The organism is Bradyrhizobium sp. CB3481, assembly GCF_029714305.1.
In the GTDB taxonomy this organism is placed as follows: domain Bacteria; phylum Pseudomonadota; class Alphaproteobacteria; order Rhizobiales; family Xanthobacteraceae; genus Bradyrhizobium.
This window is the reverse complement of sequence record NZ_CP121647.1, coordinates 913,305-931,869: the sequence shown is the minus strand read 5'-3', so window position 1 is coordinate 931,869 and position 18,565 is coordinate 913,305. Positions and strand designations below refer to the sequence as shown.

Below are 18,565 nucleotides of genomic sequence, written 5' to 3'. Positions count from 1 at the left end.
ACGACGACTGAGTGTGAGGCGGCGTTCTCGCGACACGAATTGCCCGAGGTTTGCATCGTCTTTGCCCTCGTCATATGAGGGCGCAGGGAAGATCGGGTGCGCGCCGCACCCGCGGTCTCGTGTGCGGTTGCGCATAACAAGAGATGCACACGAGCATACAGGTTCGGCGGAAGCATCCCGGCCTTCCCTGCGCAATGGCTTTACGGCTTACTTCGCGCTCTTCCCGGAGAACGGCTCTTTTGCCTCCGTCGCCCGCAAGCAGCTTTCGCGTCTTACGGACTTAACGCCAGCACCACGGCGCCAGAACCACACGACTTCACCGTACGCATCCGGCGCGCAACGTCTCTCGCGCCATCGGCGTCCATCGCATCCCACCGCGCGTTCGTGACGTTCGCGAGCGCCCCTCATCTTGCGGCGAGACGGGCGCAGTTATGCCGCTGATTTGGGTGAAAACGGAAGCGGAATATTTCTGATTATCGGAAATTTCTGGCTTGACGTAATTTCTGAATATCGGAAGTGATTTGCCCGTCGGGCAGTCACATCAAAGGCGTCGTAGGGTGGGCAAAGCGGCAGCGTGCCCACCATCAAGCAGCGAACTCGGTGATGGATGGTGGGCACGTCGCTTACGCTCCTTTGCCCATCCTACGAGCTAGCGATCTACGCCGCCCGCTTCGCCGCCACGATGCCCCACACGGCCATCACGGCCAGCGCCAGCGAGATCAGCACGTTATAGCCGGCGAGCGAGAGGCCGAGGAAGCGCCACTGCACCTCGTCGCAGCGGATCACCTTGACCGTGTCGAGGCGCTGCAAGAGCGTGCCGGCGCTGCCGAGATCGGCGACGGGGCCGGAGCAATCGTTCGGCCCCGGCCAGAACTTCCATTCGACGCCGGCGTGATAGCCCCCGAGCCAGGCATTGGCGAGCGCGGCGAGCAGAAGCACGGCAAATCCGGCCAGCAGCAGAGAGCGCGGCGCCCCGCGCGCCGCTGTGAAGGCGATTACGAGGGCGAGCGGCACGGCCAGGTAATAGGCGTAGCGCTGCTCAAGGCAGAGCGGACAGGGCCGGATGTCCAGCACGAGCTGGAAGAACCAGGCGCCGGCCAGCGTCGCGGCGGCTACGGCCGCAATCGCCAGCGCCGCCATAATGGCCGGATCGGCCGCAAGGCGCGACGGCGGGGAATGGGCGGCAGTCGATGTCACGGACGCTCTCCGGAGCATGGGTTCATGCCCGAACAGATAGCAGCCGGCCGATCCCGCCGCCACGGACGTATCGAGCCGCGACAATCACATCCGCGCGGGTTGACCCGCGCAAGCCGCCCGCTATATTCCGCCCCGCTTCGCCGCACCGGGCATCCGCCCCGCGACCGAAGGCCCCTGTGGCGGAACTGGTAGACGCGCTCGACTCAAAATCGAGTTCCGCAAGGAGTGCTGGTTCGATTCCGGCCAGGGGCACCAATTGCTTCCGCGCCTTTGCAAGCTACGCGTAGCGTGGCCCTTGCCAAGTGAGATCGAGCTTCACCCCTCCTTGTACCAGCTCGCGAGCTGCCACAAATCCGCGTCCCACCCCGAAAGATGCGCGGTCACCTTGCCGCCCAGCGCGGCGACGCGCGTCCGCGAGACGATCGGCTGAATGTAATTGTCCGTCACCACGAGGTCGTTGAGCTTGATGAACAGCGCAGCGCGCTTCACGGCGTCGAGTTCGCTTTCGACCTGCTTGTAGATCTCGTCATATTCCTTGCTTTGCCAGCGCGAGACGTTGCGGCCCTGCCACTTGTTGTCCTTGTTGGCGACCTGCCACGACACATACTGGTTCATGAAGAACTGCGGATCGGCCTGCGGCATGGTCGTGTTGTACATCTGCATGTCGCAATAGAAATGCGTGTAGGTGTCGGGGTTGGCAACGTCGGAGGAGAAGAATACCGAGCCCAGCACCGCCTTCAGCTCGACCTCGATGCCGGCCTTCTGGCACGCCTGCTTGATGATGGCCTGGGTCTTCTGCCGGGGCGCGTTGATCGAGGTCTGGTACATGAACTTCAGCTGCTTGCCGTCCTTGGCGCGGATGCCGTCCGGGCCCTTCTTCCAGCCGGCGGCCTCGAGGATGTGGTTGGCCTTGTCGACATTGAATTCGAATTTGGTGTTCTTCGAGCGGAAGCGCTCCGGGTTGTTGAGGAAGTTCGCGGTGGCGACCGCGGTGCGGCCGTAGATGTGCTTCTCGATCGAGCTGCGATCGATCAGGAGATTGATGGCCTGGCGCACCGCCGGATCGGAGAACAGCGGATGTTTTGTCTTGATGCTGGCGCGCTCGCCGTCGACTTCGGCGGCGGGATCGGTCGAATTGAGCTGGATGAATTCGACATTGCCCGATGTCACGATGTTGATCTTGCCCTTGCCGACGGCTTCCATCTTGAGCAGGATCTGGTCTTCGACCTGCATGTTCCAGGCATAATCATATTCGCCGGTCTGCAGCACCGCGCGCGCCGCCGACACCGCATCGCCGCCGCCCTTGACCTCCAGCTCGTCGAACTGCGGCCGGTTGGCGACGTGGTAGTTGGGATTGATCTTGGCGCGCAGCATGTCGCCCGGGGTGAAATCGACGAACAGGTAGGCGCCGGTGCCGACCGGCTTCAGATTGTTCGGCGCCTCGCGCGACTTGCTGCCGATATAATCCTTGAACAGATGCTTCGGGATGATCATGCCGTAATTGCCGACGAAGGCATCGGCCCAGAACGGCGTCGGCTTGGCGAAGACGACGCGGACGGTGAAGTCGTCGATCTTCTCGACCTTGATATCCCGGTAGCTCGCGATCGAGACCGCCGCGGTATCGGGGTTTTTGGCATATTCCCAGTTGAAGACGACGTCGTCGGCCGTAAACGGCATGCCGTCATGCCATTTGACGCCGCGCTTCAGCTTCCAGGTCACGGAGCGGCCGTCCTCGGCCAGTCCATCGTTCTCCTTGCTCGGAATCTCGGCCGCGAGCACCGGCACCAGATTGCCGTCATTGTCCCATCCCGCCAGCGGCTCGTAAAAGATCCGCGAGCCTTCCTGGTCCTTGGTGCCGACGGCGAAATGCGGATTGAGCAAGGTGATGGCCTGCCAGTACATCAGCTTCAGCACGCCGCCGCCGCCCGCCTTGGTCGGCTTGTAGGGATAGGTGGTCGCGGCCATCGCGACGCCGGACTGGCTCAGCATCATCCCGGCCATCGGCGCCGTCAGGCCGACCGCGATCATGCGCTGGACAAAGGCCCGCCGCGACAGCTGGCCGTTCTTGACGTCCGCAATCAGGTCTCGAATTTCCTGTTCTTCCATGGCCCGGCCTCCTTGAACTGCTGTGCCTTGTCGCGCTCGCCGCTGGAAATGGATCAGGTCGGCGCGCCCGTGTCAAAGCAGGATCCGGGCCATTCCGCCGCGCCAGGTGCGGCGGATGCAAAGTGATGGGCTATCAACCGGCGACCACACCGACGGCTCGGCCGGAAAGCAGCAGCGATGCGACGCTTTGAAGCAGTGCTTGCGCAGCACGACAACCCAACCTGGGAGGATAAAGAATTCCGATCAATTCAGCTTGCCGGCATCGCCGGAAGCCGGCTCGGCCGTAGCGGGGGTGCCTTCCTTGATGGCGTCGTTCAGGAAATTTCGGAGAGCCACGAGATTGTCGAGGTGCATGACGATGCGGGCGCGCACCACGGTCTCGTCCTGAATCTGGTTGGAGTCGAGCAGAGGGCCGGCCTTGGGCCTCGGATGCGTAAACGTGAGGGTGGCAAGGTTACCCGCGAGGAAGGAAAGATTGAACCTGCCGCAGCAAAGCGTCTCTGGAACATTGTCGGGGTCGACGGCAGTTGGCTGATCGGATTGTGCCATTGAATGCTCCGCAGGCGGCGTGATGGAATGCCGTAACCTAGCGCGTCCGCTGGTGTTTGAGAAATCGAGGCTTGAGTTTTCTTTTTCTCTCCGGCTCACGCCTATTCATGCGTTGGCCGTTTGAGGACGTTCGATGATCGTGCGGTGATCACCGTGCCGAGCGGTTTCATCGCTCCCAGACATCGGCAAGCCGCGGCCGTCCGATCCAGGCGCGATTGAGGCATCGGGTCGCAAGATCGGGCTGTGGCTTTCCTTGCAGCCGCGCTTGCGCCTCGTGATAGGGGCCGACATAGCGAACCCGCGCAGGCAGATGCGGATAGACGCGGCGCAGCCATGCCAGCGCACGCTCCGCGGCTCTTCTGTCGCGCTCGCTGACATCGAGGCCGAAGCCGGCGCGCAAGCGCTCCGGCAGCATGCCGACGCTGAGCGCCAGATACCATCGCGGCGGGCGCAGCCATCGGCGAGCGCCGGCGAAGATCTGTCCGGCAACTTCACGCGCTGCGGCGCTGACAGTCAAGGTCTCGGATTGAGCCATGGCGGCGGTGTAGTCCGCGAACGCGGCCCAATCCGCCGGGAGATCGGCCCCCTTCAGCCCGAACAATCCGGCGTACAGCCGGCTCTCGGCCCAATAGCGCTCACGCTCGCTGATCGAGAGCGGCGGCAGGACGAGATCGTGCGCCATTGCGGCGGTTTCAACCAGCGTGGCGTGAACCCAGCGCAGCGCCGCAAGATCGTTAGCGCAGTAGGCGGAGCCGGCGGCGAACGCGCCGACCGCCTCCGGCAGCACGCCTGATATCATGGCGTGGCGCCGGTGTAGCCGCCGCGCGGCGGCAAGCGCGCCGTCGCGCGAGCCGAACACCATCGTGAACATCAGCTCAAAAGTCCGATGAAATCGGCCGACCGGATCGGCAAGGGTGCGCGAGTGCTCGGCGATGGCGGCAGCGACCCAGGGATGCGTGAGCTGCAGCAGCAGGGCACGGCCGGCGCCGAGGAAGATGACGGCCTCCCGGTCGATCCGCCACGTCGCCGATGCCGGACCAAAGATGCCTTCCACCGGCCCGGCGGCCTCGGCCCGGACGATTTCCAGAGCGGCACTGAGATCGCTTTCCGAGACCAATTCGAAAGATCCTCCGCGGGCGAACAAGCCAGACCGATGGGCTGAGCCGATGTCAGCAACCTAATCCCGCGCGTCGGCAAAGCCAAACCAGGCCAGCGGCAGGGCGATACCGCAGAGAACCGCCATTGCGACGAAGGCGGCGCCGCCATAGCGGGCATAGAAAAAGCCGGAAAACAGCGTCAGCGCGGCCGTCACGGCGCCGGACCCGAACGCGTACAGCGCCTGTGCCGTTGCAGCCAGGCGGGTGGGAACAAGGCTTCCCATCATGCGCATGCAGGCGAGATGGAGCAGCGCGAACGTCAAGCCGTGCAACGGTTGCAACACCGCGAGCACCATCACAGAATTCGTCATTCCCGCGATCGACCAGCGCAGGATTCCGGCGATGGCTGCCATCGCCGCCGCAACGCGCGGACCGAAACGATCGAGCAATGCCGGGCCGACCAGAAAGAACACGATGACTTCCGATGCGACAGCTTCCGACCACAGGATGCTGATAACGGAGGTATCTATTCCGGCATGGCTCCACCGGATCACGGCAAAGGCGTCATGCATGGCGTGGCTGCCGTAGATCAAGGCGGAAACGAAAATCAAGCTGCGAAACCGCGCTTGCCGGAGCAGCTTGCGAATTTCGCCCGCCGCCTGCGATGCGCCGGTATGGTGCGCCGATTGCGCGGCGACGGCCGGCACCAACGCAGTCGCGCCGGCGGCGACGATCAAGAGGGCTGCGTTCAACCAGACCACGCGCGTGAGATCGTCAGGGCCGATCAATTGTCCGATAACGAGCGTGCCGCAAACGAAGGCAGCCGATGCGCCGCCTCTTATCCATCCATATTCAAACGGCCTTCCTTTCATCTGCGGCTTCGCTGCGTTGACCGACAATGCATCCGCAATCGATGTCGTCGGCGCCAGCGCCGCCGCTTGAACGAGGGCCACGATAAGCAACAGCCAAAAGCCATCGGCCCACAGCAGCGCGACGGCCGCCGCGCCAGCCAGTGCCGCGCAGCATGCGAGCACAAGGCGCAGCGATTGCAGGAAATCGGCGAGCGTTCCGACAAGCGGACCAGCGATCAGCCGCATCAACAATGCCGCCGCCAGTATCACGCCGATCTGCTCCGGAGCGAGTGTTCTGGTCTCGAAATATTTCGGCCAGAAAGGTGACGCCACGCCGAACGCACCATACAGCGCGGCGTATAGCGCGATGTAAGCAAACGCTCCGCTCACTCGCATTTGGTTCCCATCGGTAGAACTACGGTCGCGAAAATCATCTCTCTGCCGCAGTTAATCCGCGAAATGTCCACATCCCGCTTCTATCCGGCCGCACATCACACACCATGGATGGAACATTGATGCGATATCTTTTCGCCGCTGCGATTGCTGTGTTTGTAGTCGCCGCGGATTTCGAAAGTTCCAGTATCAAGCCAGTATGGACGGAACCGTCCTTCCTTATCGCCGAAGCCGAATCAGAACCTGCGCCGCATCCAACTTCCGGAACTGCGAGCGCATCGCTCGCGTATTCGCCATTGGATGCAACAAATGCTGCTGCGCCAGCTGCGATGATAGCGAACGCCGATGCCGCCGCTCACGCGGCCGCTGCGGTGAATGAGGAACAGGCATCGCCAGACGTAATCTGCGAAGCGGTGAAGGCGGCCGCCGAGGAGCACGATATTCCGATCGGCTTTCTCGTGCGCCTGCTCTGGCAGGAAAGCAGGTTTCGTTCTGAAGAGATCAGTTCGGCCGGCGCGCAAGGCATTGCGCAATTCATGCCGCAGACGGCCGTCGAGATGGGTTTGAAGAATCCATTCGATCCGCTGCAGGCGATTCCGGCATCGGCGCGGTTCCTACGCAAGCTTCACGATCAGTTCGGGAATCTCGGGCTGGCGGCGGCGGCCTACAATGCGGGCGGCGGCCGGATCGAGAAATGGCTGTCGCGGCGCAGCTCGCTGCCGAAGGAAACGCGCGCTTACGTCAAGATCATCACCGGTCACAAGGCCGAAGCCTGGATCGACGAGGAAAGCACCGTGTACATGCCGACCGATCTGCCGCAGAAGGCGCCCTGTGAAGGCGTTGGCGGCCTATCGCGGAATGAGCAGATCGCAGCGGTCAATGTCGACCTGACGCCCTCCGCGAGCGCGCTGATGCGCAAGGGCGAAACCGAGGTCGCCGAAGCCACCAAGAATGCTATCGCTAGAAAACTGCGCGTTGCGGCAAGTACGGTGGCGAAGCGCGCCAGCACGGCGGCGCGCAAGGCAAACGGCCGCATCCAGCTCGCAGCGAAGGCCGCGCGCAAGAGCGGGAAACAATCCCTCGTGCGCCTCGCATCGGAATCCGGGCGGGCACGGTCGAAGGCCGCACGCGAATTGTAGTTGCGTCATCTTGCGAAAAAAAGCCCGCGAAGCTCGCGGGCTTTTTGTTTCGTCGGCCTACTTTACCAGCCGCTGCCGAAGCTGAAGGTTACGCCGGGGCCGCCGCCGTAATAACGGTGCCCATAGCCGTAATGGCGGTGCCCATAGTAGCGCGGCCCGTAGTAGCCGTAAGAGCGCGGCGCATAGTAGTTATAGCTCCTGTAATAGGGCCGGTGGTGGTGGTGCCAGTGATGACGCCAGTGGCGGCGGTGGGCGCTGAAATCGGTCGCGGTCTGCGTGGCGTTCGTCGAACCCTTCGACCTCAACCCACCGTCTGCGGCGTTGGCTGCGGAACCGCCGATCAACGCTGCGGCACCGACGGCGAACACGATAGCTAACTTCTTCATCATCGAACTCCAGTGAACGTGTCCGGACTAACCGATCGGCGCGAGCGACGTTCCGGCGTGCGACATAAAGCCCGCGATCGCCGACCGTGAACGAATATTCAGGCAGATGAACAGCAGTTCCTGCGACGAGAGTAGCGTTGTTCGATCAAACGCCGGGGCGTAATGATTCGCGGTGACCGAAAAGCAGCGACAATGCAGATGTGGCGCAATCTACCGTCGCACCGAGGCGATGGCGTCCTCGCGCGAGATCGACAGTTTTGAATGCGTTGTTTGCGGCACGACCCTCGAAACGTGGGCCACTGCCTGGGTGCCGACCTATCGGCTGATCCGTGCGCCGGATGCTCAGCCCGACGCTGAGAATTCATGCACACCGAACGCGGCTTGCAAACCTACTCAACCGCCCCAATCGTAACGGCGATAGTATCAGGCGCGACGCCGCTGAGCTGCAGCACGACCGGGCTTGCATTGAGATCAAGCCGCACGCTCTTGCGCACGCCGGGACAATCGCTGCGGCCGGTGCTGCCGACCGAGCGGGCGTAGCGGCCGTTCTGGATCACATCGATCCAGGCGTCATCCGACAGGGTGATGACCGTCATGACCGAAAGGGCTGTCAGCAGTGCAGAAATCCGCACGGCTATCACGCGCCGGAATCGCCCGCGTTCGGATAGAACAACTGCTCACCGTTGATCTTGTAATCGGCGATCGCCTTCTGGCCTTCCGCCGAGACCAGCCAGTCGATCAATTGTTGGCCGAGACCCTTCTTGACGCTGGGATGCTTCTCCGGGCTAACCAGCATGACGCCATACTGGTTGAACAGCCGCTTGTCGCCTTCCACTGCAATGACGAGGTCGCCGCGATTCTTGAACGACAGCCAGGTGCCGCGATCGGCGAGCACATAGGCGTTGGAGGCCGATGCGGTGTTGAGTGCCGCGCCCATGCCCTGTCCGATCTCCTTGTACCAGGGGCCCTTGTCCTTGGCGATGTCGATGCCGGCGACCTTCCAAAGATTGAGCTCGGCCTGATGGGTGCCGGACTTGTCGCCGCGCGAGATGAAGTCGGCGCCCTTGGCCTTGATCGCGCCGAGCGCGGCGACGATGTCCTTCGAACCCTTGACGCCTGCCGGATCGGCTTTCGGGCCGATCAAGATGAAGTCATTGTACATCACGGGATAGCGCTTGACGCCAAAACCTTCGGCGACGAATTTTTCCTCCGCCGGCCTGGCGTGAACGAACACCACATCGGCATCGCCGCGGCGCGCGGTATCCAGCGCCTGCCCCGTGCCCTGCGCCACCACCTTCACGTCGATACCGGTCTTGGCCTTGAACATCGGCAGGATGTGGCCGAACAGGCCGGAGTCCTGCGTCGAGGTGGTCGAGGCCACCACGATCGATTTGTCTTGTGCGATAGCATGGCCGGCGAAGGCGAAGCTGGCGACCGCGGCGACGATCAAACGGCGTGCGAGCATGTTCATTTGCATCTCCTCAAAGCAATAATTCTCCGGCGAGGAACGCCCTCGCCTCCAAGGTCTGTGGCGCGTCGAAGAACGCGGGGGCTGTACCGCGCTCCACGATGCGGCCGCGGTGAAGCATGACGATTTCGCCGGCGAGCCGCCGCGCCTCGCCGAGATCGTGGGTTGCCATCACGACCTTGATGTTGCGCTCGCTCACCGCGCGGATGATGTCTTCCACCGCTTTGCTGGCGACGGGATCGAGGCTCGCGGTCGGCTCATCCAGGAACAGCACGGCGGGATCGCGCGCGAGCGCGCGGGCCAGCGCCAGCCGCTGCTGCTCGCCGCCGGAGAGCCGGCGCGCGGCGCGATCGGCGACATGAGCCAGGCCGACCAGGTCGAGCAACTCGCCCGTGCGGCGCGCATGTTCGGCACGCGGGATGCCGGCGGCGCGCAGTGCGAAGCGCAGATTGGCGCTGGCGCTGCGGCGAAGCATCGCCGGACGCTGAAACACGATGGCGCGCCTGAGCGGCGGGACATCTTCGACGCCGCCCCAGGTGACGCGCCCGTGTGAAGGTGCAAGCAGTCCCATTGCCAAACGCAGCAGCGTGGATTTGCCGGAGCCGTTGGGCCCGATCAGCACCGTCGGCGGACCCGCGCGAAGGGTGAGCGAGATATTGTCAAGGATGGTCACGCCGCCAGCTGCCAGCGTGACGCCATCGAATTCAATCGGCAGTTCGCTTGAAGGCGCGCGCATGGTCATCCCGCCAATCGCTCGCCGGCGCGGCGGGCGGTCCAGGCCAGCGCGTTGACGGCGATCACGATCACGATCAGCACCAGCCCAAGACCAACCGCGAGCGGCAGGTCGCCCTTGGAGGTCTCAAGCGCAATCGCCGTCGTCATCGTGCGGGTAAAGCCCTCGATATTGCCGCCGACGATGATGATGGCGCCGACCTCGGCGGCGGCGCGGCCGAAGCCGGCGAGCAGCGCGGTGACGAGGCTAAAGCGCGCGTCCCAGATCAGCGCCGATACGCGGCCGAGCGGTCCGAGGTTCATCGCCGTGAGCTCGTCGCGATATTCGATCCAGAGATCCTCGATGGTCTGGCGCGTCAGCGCGGCGATGATCGGCGTGACCAGCACCGTCTGCGCGACGATCATGGCGCCAGGGGTGAACAGCAGGCCGAACGAGCCGAGCGGCCCAGAGCGCGACAGCATCAGATACACCGCGAGTCCGACCACGACCGGCGGCAGGCCCATCAGTGCATTGAGCAGGACGATGACGCCCTGACGTCCCGGAAATTTCGTCAGCGCAATCCAGGCGCCGAGCGGAATGCCTATCAGTGCTGCCAGAACCACCGCGGACAGGCTGACATAGAGCGACAGCCGCACGATGGCGAACAGCGCGGGGTCCCCGCTGAGCACGAGTTGAAGGGCTGTTACGTCCTGGGACATGGAAATTCCATTTGGCGGCTATCTTGCGCAGATGCCACTAATATGGTCAATTTTCGTACCAGATGCACTCATATGCATACCGGTTCCTATGCCTGAACTCCTGACCACGGACGAAGCGGCCGAGTATCTGCGGCTCTCGGAACGCAAGCTCTATGAGCTGGTGGCGAACCGCGAAGTGCCCTGCAGCAAGGTGACGGGGCGCTGGCTGTTTCCACGCACCGCGCTCGACCGCTGGGTCGCTGCTGGGCTGATCGCGCCCGCCGCCCTGACGCAGGTGGCGGCGCCGCCGATCGTCGGCGGCAGCCACGATCCGCTCTTGGAATGGGCCCTGCGTGAAAGCCATTGTGGCCTCGCGAACCTGCCCGAGGGCAGCGAGGAAGGCGTGCGCCGGCTCGTCCGTGGCGAGGTGATGGCCGCGGCGATCCACCTGCACCGCCTGAAGGGCGATGACGAAACCGCCAACCTTGATGCGGTCGCCGACGCACCGGGATTGCACGATGCGGTCGTGCTCGGCTTTGCGAGGCGCGAACAGGGCATTCTGGTTGCGCCGGGCAATCCGCTTGATCTGAGCGACATGGCCTCGATCGCCACCTCGCGCGTAAGGATGGCGCAGCGTCCCACCGGAGCCGGCGCACAATTGCTGCTGCTGGCGCTGCTCGCGCGCGCCGGCATTGCACTCGATGATTTGAAACTCGCAAAGCCCGCCTTCCCGACCGGCCCAGACATCGCGCAAGCCATCCGCGCTGGCCGCATCGATTGCGGGATCGCAACGCGCAGCGTGGCCAAGGCGGCGGGGCTCGATTTCCTGCCGCTCACCTGGGAGCGCTTTGATCTGGTGATGCGCCAGCGCGACTACTTCATGAAGGGCCCGCAGGCGTTATTCGATTTCATGCGGCAGCCGGGCTTTCGCGATCGTGCGGACGAGCTCGGCGGTTACGACGTCAGCGAAGCGGGCGCGGTACGGCTGGTGAATTAGGATAACGATGTCCGCCCTGGGAAGTGCAGCGGACATATCGCTGATCGCTGACGGCTTCAAATGGCGTTTTTGACCTAACTTCGGGTATGAGGCCCCGCTCGATTCCGGCGGCAGCCTTTTGATTGAGGGCAAATCGCGTCAGCTGGTGCGGTGCTGCCGCGTGTCCGGGATTGCGGGCTGACCGGAAATAGCCGACGGGAAAACCGACGCTGCTGACCCAAGGCCGCAATCTGCTCACCGAGCCAGCCAAGCATCCAGTGTGATGCGCCCTACTTTTTCGTGTCCTTCTGCTTCACGGGCGCGGGCGCGCCGTCCTTCTCCCTTTTGATATTGCCCTTGGTAGTGCTCATGCCGGTCGTGTCCATCGAACCATCTGGCTTGGCACCATCAGTCTTTCCGGGTTTCTCCATTCCGGCCTGCGGAGCGGGGCCGGTGTTCTGTGCGAAGGCCGCCCCGCTCATGAGCGCGAGCGCTGTGACTGCGATCAGTTTCTTCATCGGTTCCTCCGTGCTGCCTAAGAATAACTCGTCATGCAAAACGGCGTTCCCGTCGGCGGGAACCGGCGCGGCCAGCAGGGCCCGTCGCACCGGCGCAGGTTCGTCACCGCCACGCCACCAAATCGCCTAACGACTCACCGACGCCTATCGCTGCGGGCTGCAGCACCCAGGGAGAAGCTGATGGACACCCCAAAGACTGCCGATGAGAAAACGTCTGCGGCGGAAGAGGCCTTGGCCGCGCAATCCGGCAAAGAAAAATCTGACGCTTCGAGCGCGCTCGAGATCAATACCGAGCGCTTCAATTCATCCGTCGCCCGGTTGACCTCAAACTCGATCGACGACCTTCACAAGCTGGCTTCCGAACTGCAGAAGATGCAGGAATTCCTCAAAACAGAGGTCGAGAGCGTGCAGCGCCAGATCGAAAGTGCGGTCGCCGGAATCAATATCATTGTCGATACGATTGGTCCGTGGAAAAACTTCGCCGGCTCGCAGGTGCATTCGTCAGGGACTCGCAACGTACGCGCCGGGGGACCGGCGGCCAACCTTGAGCAACGCATTCGCGGGTAGCACAGCCGCAGGCGCTGTTCGATCTTATGCGCGACGCGACTTTCCGCGATTGGCGGATACGGTGAACGAAGCGGGATCGGTGCGGCTGGTAAACTAGACCTCGGCAAAGTTGAGCGCGTGATGAGCGGCATCGAGGTCGTCCGCCTTGAGCGGTACACCCGACATCGCCGTTGAGGGTCCAAAATGTCGATTATGACCCTTGGCGGACTCCCGCAGCAAATTGGCGGAAAGCCCTCCTGCTAATCGCCGGCAACGCGGGCCGCATGCGCCGCACAAGCCTTTGCCCGGGCGTGCTGCCATTCGTCAGTGCTCCAATCCATTGCGATATCCAAGCCCCGTTGGCGACCTTCGGCGAAGCTCAAGGCGATTATCCTGGCAACAATTTCGGCGTCATCGCTGGTGAGGCCCTTGAGGGGCGCCAAAGAAAGGACGATCTGACGAGCCCGTCGGAGGTCCATCTCCGTAACAATGGGCGGCTTGATTGGCATTTGGGAACTCCCAACCGCACAACTTGCTGCAATTCTACCATGGCTGGGAAGCGGCCGGTATGCGCTGGAGCAGCCAAATGGCGTGCTTTTTCTGAGCGAATTGCATTGCTGGCGCACATCCATAGAGGCTTGAGGGCTGCAGGAGCAAGCTGCCCGTTGCCAAAATCACCGCCGCCCCGGGAGCCACGCGACATAACCGGCCTCGCCGAGCCGCTTCATCACGTCTTCCAGGTGCGCGCGGTCACGCGTTTCGATCACGACCTCGAGCAAGGTGCCTTTGGCGGGCAGGTCCGAGAACGTGCGCTGGTGCGAGACCTCGATGATGTTGGCACCGGCGTCCGCGAGCAGCGCCGAGACGGCGGCGAGCTGACCGGGGCGGTCGACGATGTCGATGGCGATCTGCGTCAGGCGGCCCTCGCGCGCGAGTTCGCGCGTCAGCACGGAGGCGATCAGCCGCGTATCGATGTTGCCGCCGGTCAGCACGAGGCCGACCTTGCGGCCGGCGAAGCGTTCCGGCGCGGCCAGCACCGCGGCGAGGCCGGCCGCACCGGCGCCCTCGACCACGGTCTTTTCGATCGCGATTAGCATCGCCACCGCCCGCTCGATTTGGTCCTCAGTGACCAGCACGATATCGTCGACGAGATGGCGGATGATGTCCGTGGTGATGCGGCCCGGCGACTTCACCGCGATGCCTTCGGCCAGCGTGTCGCCGCGCATCGGCAGTTGCGCATCCTTGATGGCATTGTACATGGAGGGATAGAGCTGCGCCTGCACGCCGACCACCTGCAGCTCCGGCTTGATCGATTTGGCCGCGATTGCCATACCCGAAATCAGGCCGCCGCCACCGATCGGGATCACCAGCGTGTCGAGTTGCGGCGCGGCTTTGAGCATTTCGAGCGCGATGGTGCCCTGCCCCGCGATGACATGCGGATCGTCATAGGGATGGATCATGGTCAGATTTTTGGCCTTGCCGTGCTCGCGCGCGAAATCGGCGGCCTCTTCAAGCGTCGCGCCGGAAATGATGATTTCTGCGCCGTGACGCCGCGTGTTCTCGATCTTCACCATCGGCGTGCCGACCGGCATCACGATGGTGGCGGGAATGCCGAGACGATTGGCGTGGTAAGCGACGCCCTGCGCGTGGTTGCCGGCCGACATCGCGATCACGCCGCGCTGCCGCTGCTCCGGCGACAGCGCGAGCAGACGGTTGAGCGCGCCACGCTCCTTGAAGGTCGAGGTGAACTGCAGGTTCTCGAATTTGAGCCAGAGCTGGCAGCCGCAGATCTCGCTCAGCGTCCGGCTCTGGTCGCATTCGGTGACCATCACCGAGCCGGCAATGGCCGCAGCCGCGGCCCTGACATCGTCCGATGTCACGGCAAGACCGGCTTGCGCAGCGGGCTGGCTCGGCGGGGCATTCTTCGGAGCTTTCGGCATTAATGGCGGCCTCGTTTGGAAGGCCATCGTATAGGCCTTTTCCATCCGCTATGCCTGCCTCAAATCGTGATCTTGCCCTTTCAAGCATTCTTGTTCAGAAACTCGTGACCGCAGGCAAGAAACGCTTGCTTGCGTCACCACTAAAGGGCCCGGGACATGAAGGATACCTTGCGCGAGTTCGACCTCCTGATCGACGGCATGACCGCGCGCCCGGTGGCTGGCTGATGTCTCCGCACAAATCCCGTCCCATGAACATGGGTGTCGCCAAAACCCGCCGCGGGGGTACAGTCGGCGGGGCTGCAGGGACAGGCAGCCGGAGCTTTCAGATGAATTCATTGGGCGAGGCGCCGCAGGTGGAGGCCATCGCGGTCGTGCTGGTCGAGGACGACGCGCCGACCCTGTGGCGGTTGCAGGATGCGCTCGTCAAGGCCGGCTATCAGGTCAGGGCCGCCGGCACGCTTTCCGAAGCCCGCGCCTGCCTCGCGGAGGGCGCGCCGCGGGTGCTCCTGACCGACCTGCAGCTGCCCGACGGCCACGGCGTCGACCTGATCCGCGAAACCCGCCAGCGCTATCCCGATACCGAGATCATGGTGATCTCGATCCTCGGCGACGAGGAGAGCGTGATCTCGGCGATCACCGTCGGCGCCACCGGCTATCTGCTCAAGGATGCCTTCCCGACCGACATCGCCGCCACCGTGCGCGACCTCGTCGCCGGCCACTCGCCGATCTCGGCCTCGATCGCGCGCTTCATCGTGCGGCGGACCCAGAGCACGCCAGAACCGCCGCCCGGCCCCGCGCTCAACACCACCAAATTGACGCCGCGAGAGATCGACATCCTTTGGGGCATCGCCAAGGGTTTCAGCTACGCCGAGATCGCCAGCCATCTCGGCCTGTCGCGCCAGACCGTGCCCGGGCATATCAAGAACATCTATCGCAAGCTCGAGGTCCACACCCGGGGCGAGGCGGTGTTCGAGGCGGTCCAGCAGGGCTTGATCAAGCTGTGAACAATCACGGCGACGACGCGCAACCGGACCTGCCGGCCCGCGAGCGCCGGCGGCTGCAGACGTCGCGCCTGATCCAGTACCTGCTGTTGCAGGCGGTGATTTCCGCCGCCTGCGTGCTCGCGTTGTTGCAGTCGCTCCCCTCGCCTCCCGCCCAGTATCAGGTCACGGCGTTCAATCTCTCCGAAGCCGGCACCGAGCGCGCGGTGACGCTGCCGTACTTCTCGCCGCTGCGGAATGCAATGAACGATCCGCCGCGCTTCAGCGGACACTTCGTCCGTCCGGCCGGCGAGGCCGCAGAGGCCTGGTCGGTGTATCTGCCGCGCTTCACCAACGGTGTCGAGGTCACCGTCAACGGCGTCGCGATCCTCGACAGCCGGCGCGATCCCGCCGCCAACCGCCCCGATCGCAATACGCCGGCCATCGCGGTGATTCCGGCATCGGTGCTGCGCGACGGCGAGAACACGATCGCGATCCGGCTGTTCATCTGGGGACCGATCACGGGCTTCCTCGACCGCATCTATGTCGGCCCGGATCAGTTGCTGCGCCCGAGCTATGACCTTAGGACGCTGATCTTCGTCACGTTGCCGGTGGTGTTCTCGTCCTGGCAGGCGATCCTGGCGGTCATTCTCGGCATCATGTGGGTGATGCGGCGGCATGAGCCGGCCTATGGCGTGCTCGCGGCGGCGATGGCGGTCGGCGTCGGACAGGCCTTCCTGCAGACGCCGATGGGCGGCGAGACGCCGCTCTCCAAGCTCAACGTGATCGTGATTTCATCCGCACCGATCGAAAGCGCGCTGGTGCTGACATTCGCGCTGTTGCTATCGGGCTGGAAATGGCAGCGCTATGGCTGGCTCATGTTCCTTCCCGGCATCCTGCTGGCGCTGGCAGGCGTGTTCGGAAATCAGGCGCTGGTGCGCGCGCTGTTCTTGATTCTCGCCGTTCCGATGGTCGGCCTATCGCTGGTCATCATGGCCATCGTCATCGCCCGTTCGGCGCTGAAACGGCCGAACATGGCGAGCTTCCTGCTCGGCTGCGCGGTCACGATCATGCTGACCTGCTGGATCTCCGACCTGCTCGCGGTATTCCAGTTGGTGCCGAACCGCATCTTCGTCTCGCGGCTGTCCTATTCGGTGATGCTGGTGGCGATCGGCGCCGGGCTGACTTGGCGCTTCGCCCGCGCGCTGAACCAGGTCGACGGCTTTGCCGGCCGGCTCGTCACCCAGGTGCGCGAAGCCGAGGAGAAGCTGAAGGCCAGCTTCGCCCGCGAGGAGGAGCGCGCCCGGGCGGCGGCGCTGGCGCGGGAACGCACGCGGTTGATGCGCGACCTGCATGACGGGCTCGGCGGCCAGCTCGTCAGCATCGTGGCGCTCAGCGAACGCGGCAACGGCAGCGAAGGAATCGGCGATGCGGCGCGCGCCGCGCTGAAGGATCTGCGCCTCGTCATCGATTCCATGGACGACATCGGCGGCGACCTGATGCTGGCGCTGGGCTCGTGGCGCGAACGCGCCATGGCGCAACTGCGCCCGCACGACATCGCGCTCGACTGGCGCGCGGTGACCCCGCAGGGCCTGCCGGTTCATCCCGAGTTGCGGCCATGGCATGTCATCCAGATCGTGCGGCTATTGGACGAGGCCGTGACCAATGCGGTGAAGCACGCCGAAGCAAAACGTGTGACGGTGAGAATAGAGACGCTGACCAGCGAGGACGGCCTCGAGCGGGGCTGCATCACCGTCGAGGACGACGGCAAGGGATTTGAGATCGCGCCCGACGGCGGGGCTGCCGGCGCGGCGAAGGCAGCGCGCGGCCTGCGCAACATGCGAAGCCGCGCCGCGCACTGTGGCGCGGAGCTGGATTTAAGCTCCTGCGCCCATGGGCCCGATCGAGGTACGCATGTGAGGCTGACCTTGCCTCCCCGCTTCCCGGACGCGGACGGCTCGGTCAGCTAACACATGATGAAATGAGATCTAATCGCGACCACGAAGGAGGTGTGCTCCCTCTCCCGCTTGCGGGGGAGGGTTAGGGTGGGGGTGTCTCCGCGGGCGACACTGCCTATGTGGAGAGAGCCCCCACCCGGCGCCTCGCGCCGACCTCCCCCGCAAGCGGGAGCGGTGAAACATCTGCGCCTTAAATTCATCTAACCTGAGATCATCACCCTCTTGTCTCAGCGACGGCCGACGCGGTTGACCGGACCGCCGCGGTTCATCGGGGTGCCGGGACGAACGCCGACGCCGGGAGCACCGACGCCGACCGCGCCGACGCCAACGACGGGCGTCGCGACCACAGCCCGCGCCACCGGCGTCGGCCGCGCCACGCAGCCCTTCGGCACGCCGACCGTCTTGCAGTACACCACCGCCGCCTGGGCCGAGCCCACACCGCCCAGCGCGAACGACGCAAGGACCGAAACCGCCGCCACCGTCAGACCAGCATTCAGCCAACCTGTCTTCCTCAACATGTGTCATCTCTCCCGAATTGGGCGTGCAGCTCTTTGCGATGTACCGATCGGTCACCGCAGCCGACGCGAGATGTACATGGGCCAACGCGGGGCGCGGCAACATCCCATGAAAATGGTGTGAATGCGCGGGAGGCCTCGGCCGCCTGCTTTCCGACGCCCATGAACATGGCATGGACCGGGCGCGCAACCTCGACGAGCTTTCGCGCGCTCTCAACCCTCACATTCTCGTCGAAAGGCTAATCATGATGAAATCGCTCCCCGCCGCCGTACTGGTCCTCACGCTCGCCGCCGGCTCGCTGGCGCAGGCGCAGTCCGGACCCTCGCCGCAGGAACAGATGGCCTGCCGTTCCGACGCCGGAAAATTCTGCGCCGAGCACATCGGCAAGCCGCCGCAGATGAATGCCTGCCTGCGCGCCAACAAGGCGAAGCTGTCGGACGGCTGCCGCAAGGTGGTGGAGTCACACGGCGGGTAAGCGCTGATCTTCAGATGTCGCTGCCGATTCTCTCTGAACGGCGCGAAGCGCTCATCAGGA

Annotated in this window: 20 protein-coding genes and 1 tRNA gene; 7 read left to right on the top strand and 14 right to left on the bottom strand. The window is 64.1% G+C overall.

From position 1 onward, the window contains the following. Window positions 1–657 precede the first annotated feature (657 nt). Window positions 658–1,197, bottom strand: a complete 540-nt coding sequence (locus tag QA643_RS04445) for a disulfide bond formation protein B (protein WP_283031993.1) — start codon at window positions 1,195–1,197, stop codon at window positions 658–660. A gap of 170 nt (window positions 1,198–1,367) precedes the next feature. On the opposite strand from QA643_RS04445, the gene QA643_RS04440 reads away from it, so the two are divergent. Then, window positions 1,368–1,452 (top strand) — tRNA-Leu (locus tag QA643_RS04440). A 60-nt stretch (window positions 1,453–1,512) separates the two neighbouring features. Here the strand turns inward: QA643_RS04440 and QA643_RS04435 are convergent. The 4 genes from QA643_RS04435 to QA643_RS04420 form a co-directional block, all read right to left on the bottom strand. Beyond that, window positions 1,513–3,303: a peptide ABC transporter substrate-binding protein gene (locus QA643_RS04435; RefSeq protein ID WP_283031992.1), complete on the bottom strand. Its 1,791-nt coding sequence runs from the start codon at window positions 3,301–3,303 to the stop codon at window positions 1,513–1,515. 243 nt (window positions 3,304–3,546) lie between these two features. Beyond that, the gene (locus tag QA643_RS04430; protein ID WP_283031991.1) at window positions 3,547–3,852 is read right to left on the bottom strand and encodes a hypothetical protein; all 306 of its coding nucleotides are present in this window, start codon (window positions 3,850–3,852) and stop codon (window positions 3,547–3,549) included. Window positions 3,853–4,018: 166 nt separating this feature from the next. After that, a complete protein-coding gene (locus tag QA643_RS04425; RefSeq protein ID WP_283031990.1) occupies window positions 4,019–4,969 on the bottom strand; it encodes an oxygenase MpaB family protein in 951 nt (316 codons plus the stop codon). A gap of 60 nt (window positions 4,970–5,029) precedes the next feature. Beyond that, window positions 5,030–6,196 carry an MFS transporter gene (locus QA643_RS04420; protein ID WP_283031989.1) on the bottom strand — a complete coding sequence of 389 codons (1,167 nt, stop codon included), beginning with the start codon at window positions 6,194–6,196 and terminating at the stop codon, window positions 5,030–5,032. 326 nt (window positions 6,197–6,522) lie between these two features. Between QA643_RS04420 and QA643_RS04415 the strand changes: the two genes are divergently transcribed. Then, the gene (locus tag QA643_RS04415) at window positions 6,523–7,332 is read left to right on the top strand and encodes a lytic transglycosylase domain-containing protein (protein WP_283031988.1); all 810 of its coding nucleotides are present in this window, start codon (window positions 6,523–6,525) and stop codon (window positions 7,330–7,332) included. A gap of 62 nt (window positions 7,333–7,394) precedes the next feature. On the opposite strand, the gene QA643_RS04410 is transcribed toward QA643_RS04415, so the two are convergent. From QA643_RS04410 to QA643_RS04390, 5 genes are all read right to left on the bottom strand, one after another. Beyond that, window positions 7,395–7,718 carry a hypothetical protein gene (locus tag QA643_RS04410; protein ID WP_283031987.1) on the bottom strand — a complete coding sequence of 108 codons (324 nt, stop codon included), beginning with the start codon at window positions 7,716–7,718 and terminating at the stop codon, window positions 7,395–7,397. A gap of 389 nt (window positions 7,719–8,107) precedes the next feature. Continuing rightward, window positions 8,108–8,350: a hypothetical protein gene (locus QA643_RS04405; RefSeq protein ID WP_283031986.1), complete on the bottom strand. Its 243-nt coding sequence runs from the start codon at window positions 8,348–8,350 to the stop codon at window positions 8,108–8,110. Window positions 8,351–8,355: 5 nt separating this feature from the next. Continuing rightward, complete coding sequence (locus tag QA643_RS04400; RefSeq protein ID WP_283034710.1) at window positions 8,356–9,183, bottom strand: substrate-binding domain-containing protein; 828 nt, start codon at window positions 9,181–9,183, stop codon at window positions 8,356–8,358. A 16-nt stretch (window positions 9,184–9,199) separates the two neighbouring features. Then, window positions 9,200–9,922 (bottom strand): ATP-binding cassette domain-containing protein, encoded by a 723-nt coding sequence (locus tag QA643_RS04395; RefSeq protein ID WP_283031985.1) that lies wholly within the window; start codon window positions 9,920–9,922, stop codon window positions 9,200–9,202. A gap of 2 nt (window positions 9,923–9,924) precedes the next feature. Further along, complete coding sequence (locus QA643_RS04390; protein ID WP_283031984.1) at window positions 9,925–10,617, bottom strand: ABC transporter permease; 693 nt, start codon at window positions 10,615–10,617, stop codon at window positions 9,925–9,927. An 88-nt stretch (window positions 10,618–10,705) separates the two neighbouring features. Here QA643_RS04390 and QA643_RS04385 point away from each other — a divergent pair, with 88 nt between their 5' ends. Continuing rightward, on the top strand, window positions 10,706–11,593 hold the full coding sequence (locus QA643_RS04385; protein WP_283031983.1) for a helix-turn-helix transcriptional regulator: 888 nt from the start codon (window positions 10,706–10,708) through the stop codon (window positions 11,591–11,593). 269 nt (window positions 11,594–11,862) lie between these two features. On the opposite strand, the gene QA643_RS04380 is transcribed toward QA643_RS04385, so the two are convergent. Beyond that, window positions 11,863–12,090 (bottom strand): hypothetical protein, encoded by a 228-nt coding sequence (locus QA643_RS04380; protein ID WP_283031982.1) that lies wholly within the window; start codon window positions 12,088–12,090, stop codon window positions 11,863–11,865. A 180-nt stretch (window positions 12,091–12,270) separates the two neighbouring features. Between QA643_RS04380 and QA643_RS04375 the strand changes: the two genes are divergently transcribed. Then, window positions 12,271–12,657, top strand: coding sequence for a hypothetical protein (locus QA643_RS04375; protein WP_283031981.1), 387 nt, complete (start codon window positions 12,271–12,273; stop codon window positions 12,655–12,657). A 239-nt stretch (window positions 12,658–12,896) separates the two neighbouring features. Here QA643_RS04375 and QA643_RS04370 read toward each other — a convergent pair whose 3' ends face one another. Then, a complete protein-coding gene (locus QA643_RS04370; protein WP_283031980.1) occupies window positions 12,897–13,145 on the bottom strand; it encodes a hypothetical protein in 249 nt (82 codons plus the stop codon). A gap of 165 nt (window positions 13,146–13,310) precedes the next feature. Next, window positions 13,311–14,576 carry a threonine ammonia-lyase gene (locus QA643_RS04365; protein WP_283031979.1) on the bottom strand — a complete coding sequence of 422 codons (1,266 nt, stop codon included), beginning with the start codon at window positions 14,574–14,576 and terminating at the stop codon, window positions 13,311–13,313. Window positions 14,577–14,902: 326 nt separating this feature from the next. Here QA643_RS04365 and QA643_RS04360 point away from each other — a divergent pair, with 326 nt between their 5' ends. Together QA643_RS04360 and QA643_RS04355 are read left to right on the top strand one after the other, a co-directional pair. Further along, entirely contained in the window at window positions 14,903–15,580 is a 678-nt protein-coding gene (locus tag QA643_RS04360) for a response regulator transcription factor (protein WP_283031978.1), read from the top strand. Beyond that, on the top strand, window positions 15,577–17,526 hold the full coding sequence (locus QA643_RS04355; protein ID WP_283031977.1) for an ATP-binding protein: 1,950 nt from the start codon (window positions 15,577–15,579) through the stop codon (window positions 17,524–17,526). Before QA643_RS04360 ends, QA643_RS04355 begins: the two co-directional genes overlap by 4 nt. 215 nt (window positions 17,527–17,741) lie before the next feature. Here the strand turns inward: QA643_RS04355 and QA643_RS04350 are convergent, their stop codons facing one another. Beyond that, on the bottom strand, window positions 17,742–18,032 hold the full coding sequence (locus QA643_RS04350; RefSeq protein ID WP_283031976.1) for a hypothetical protein: 291 nt from the start codon (window positions 18,030–18,032) through the stop codon (window positions 17,742–17,744). A 245-nt stretch (window positions 18,033–18,277) separates the two neighbouring features. On the opposite strand from QA643_RS04350, the gene QA643_RS04345 reads away from it, so the two are divergent. Further along, window positions 18,278–18,505: a cysteine rich repeat-containing protein gene (locus tag QA643_RS04345; RefSeq protein WP_349253283.1), complete on the top strand. Its 228-nt coding sequence runs from the start codon at window positions 18,278–18,280 to the stop codon at window positions 18,503–18,505. Window positions 18,506–18,565 lie beyond the last annotated feature (60 nt).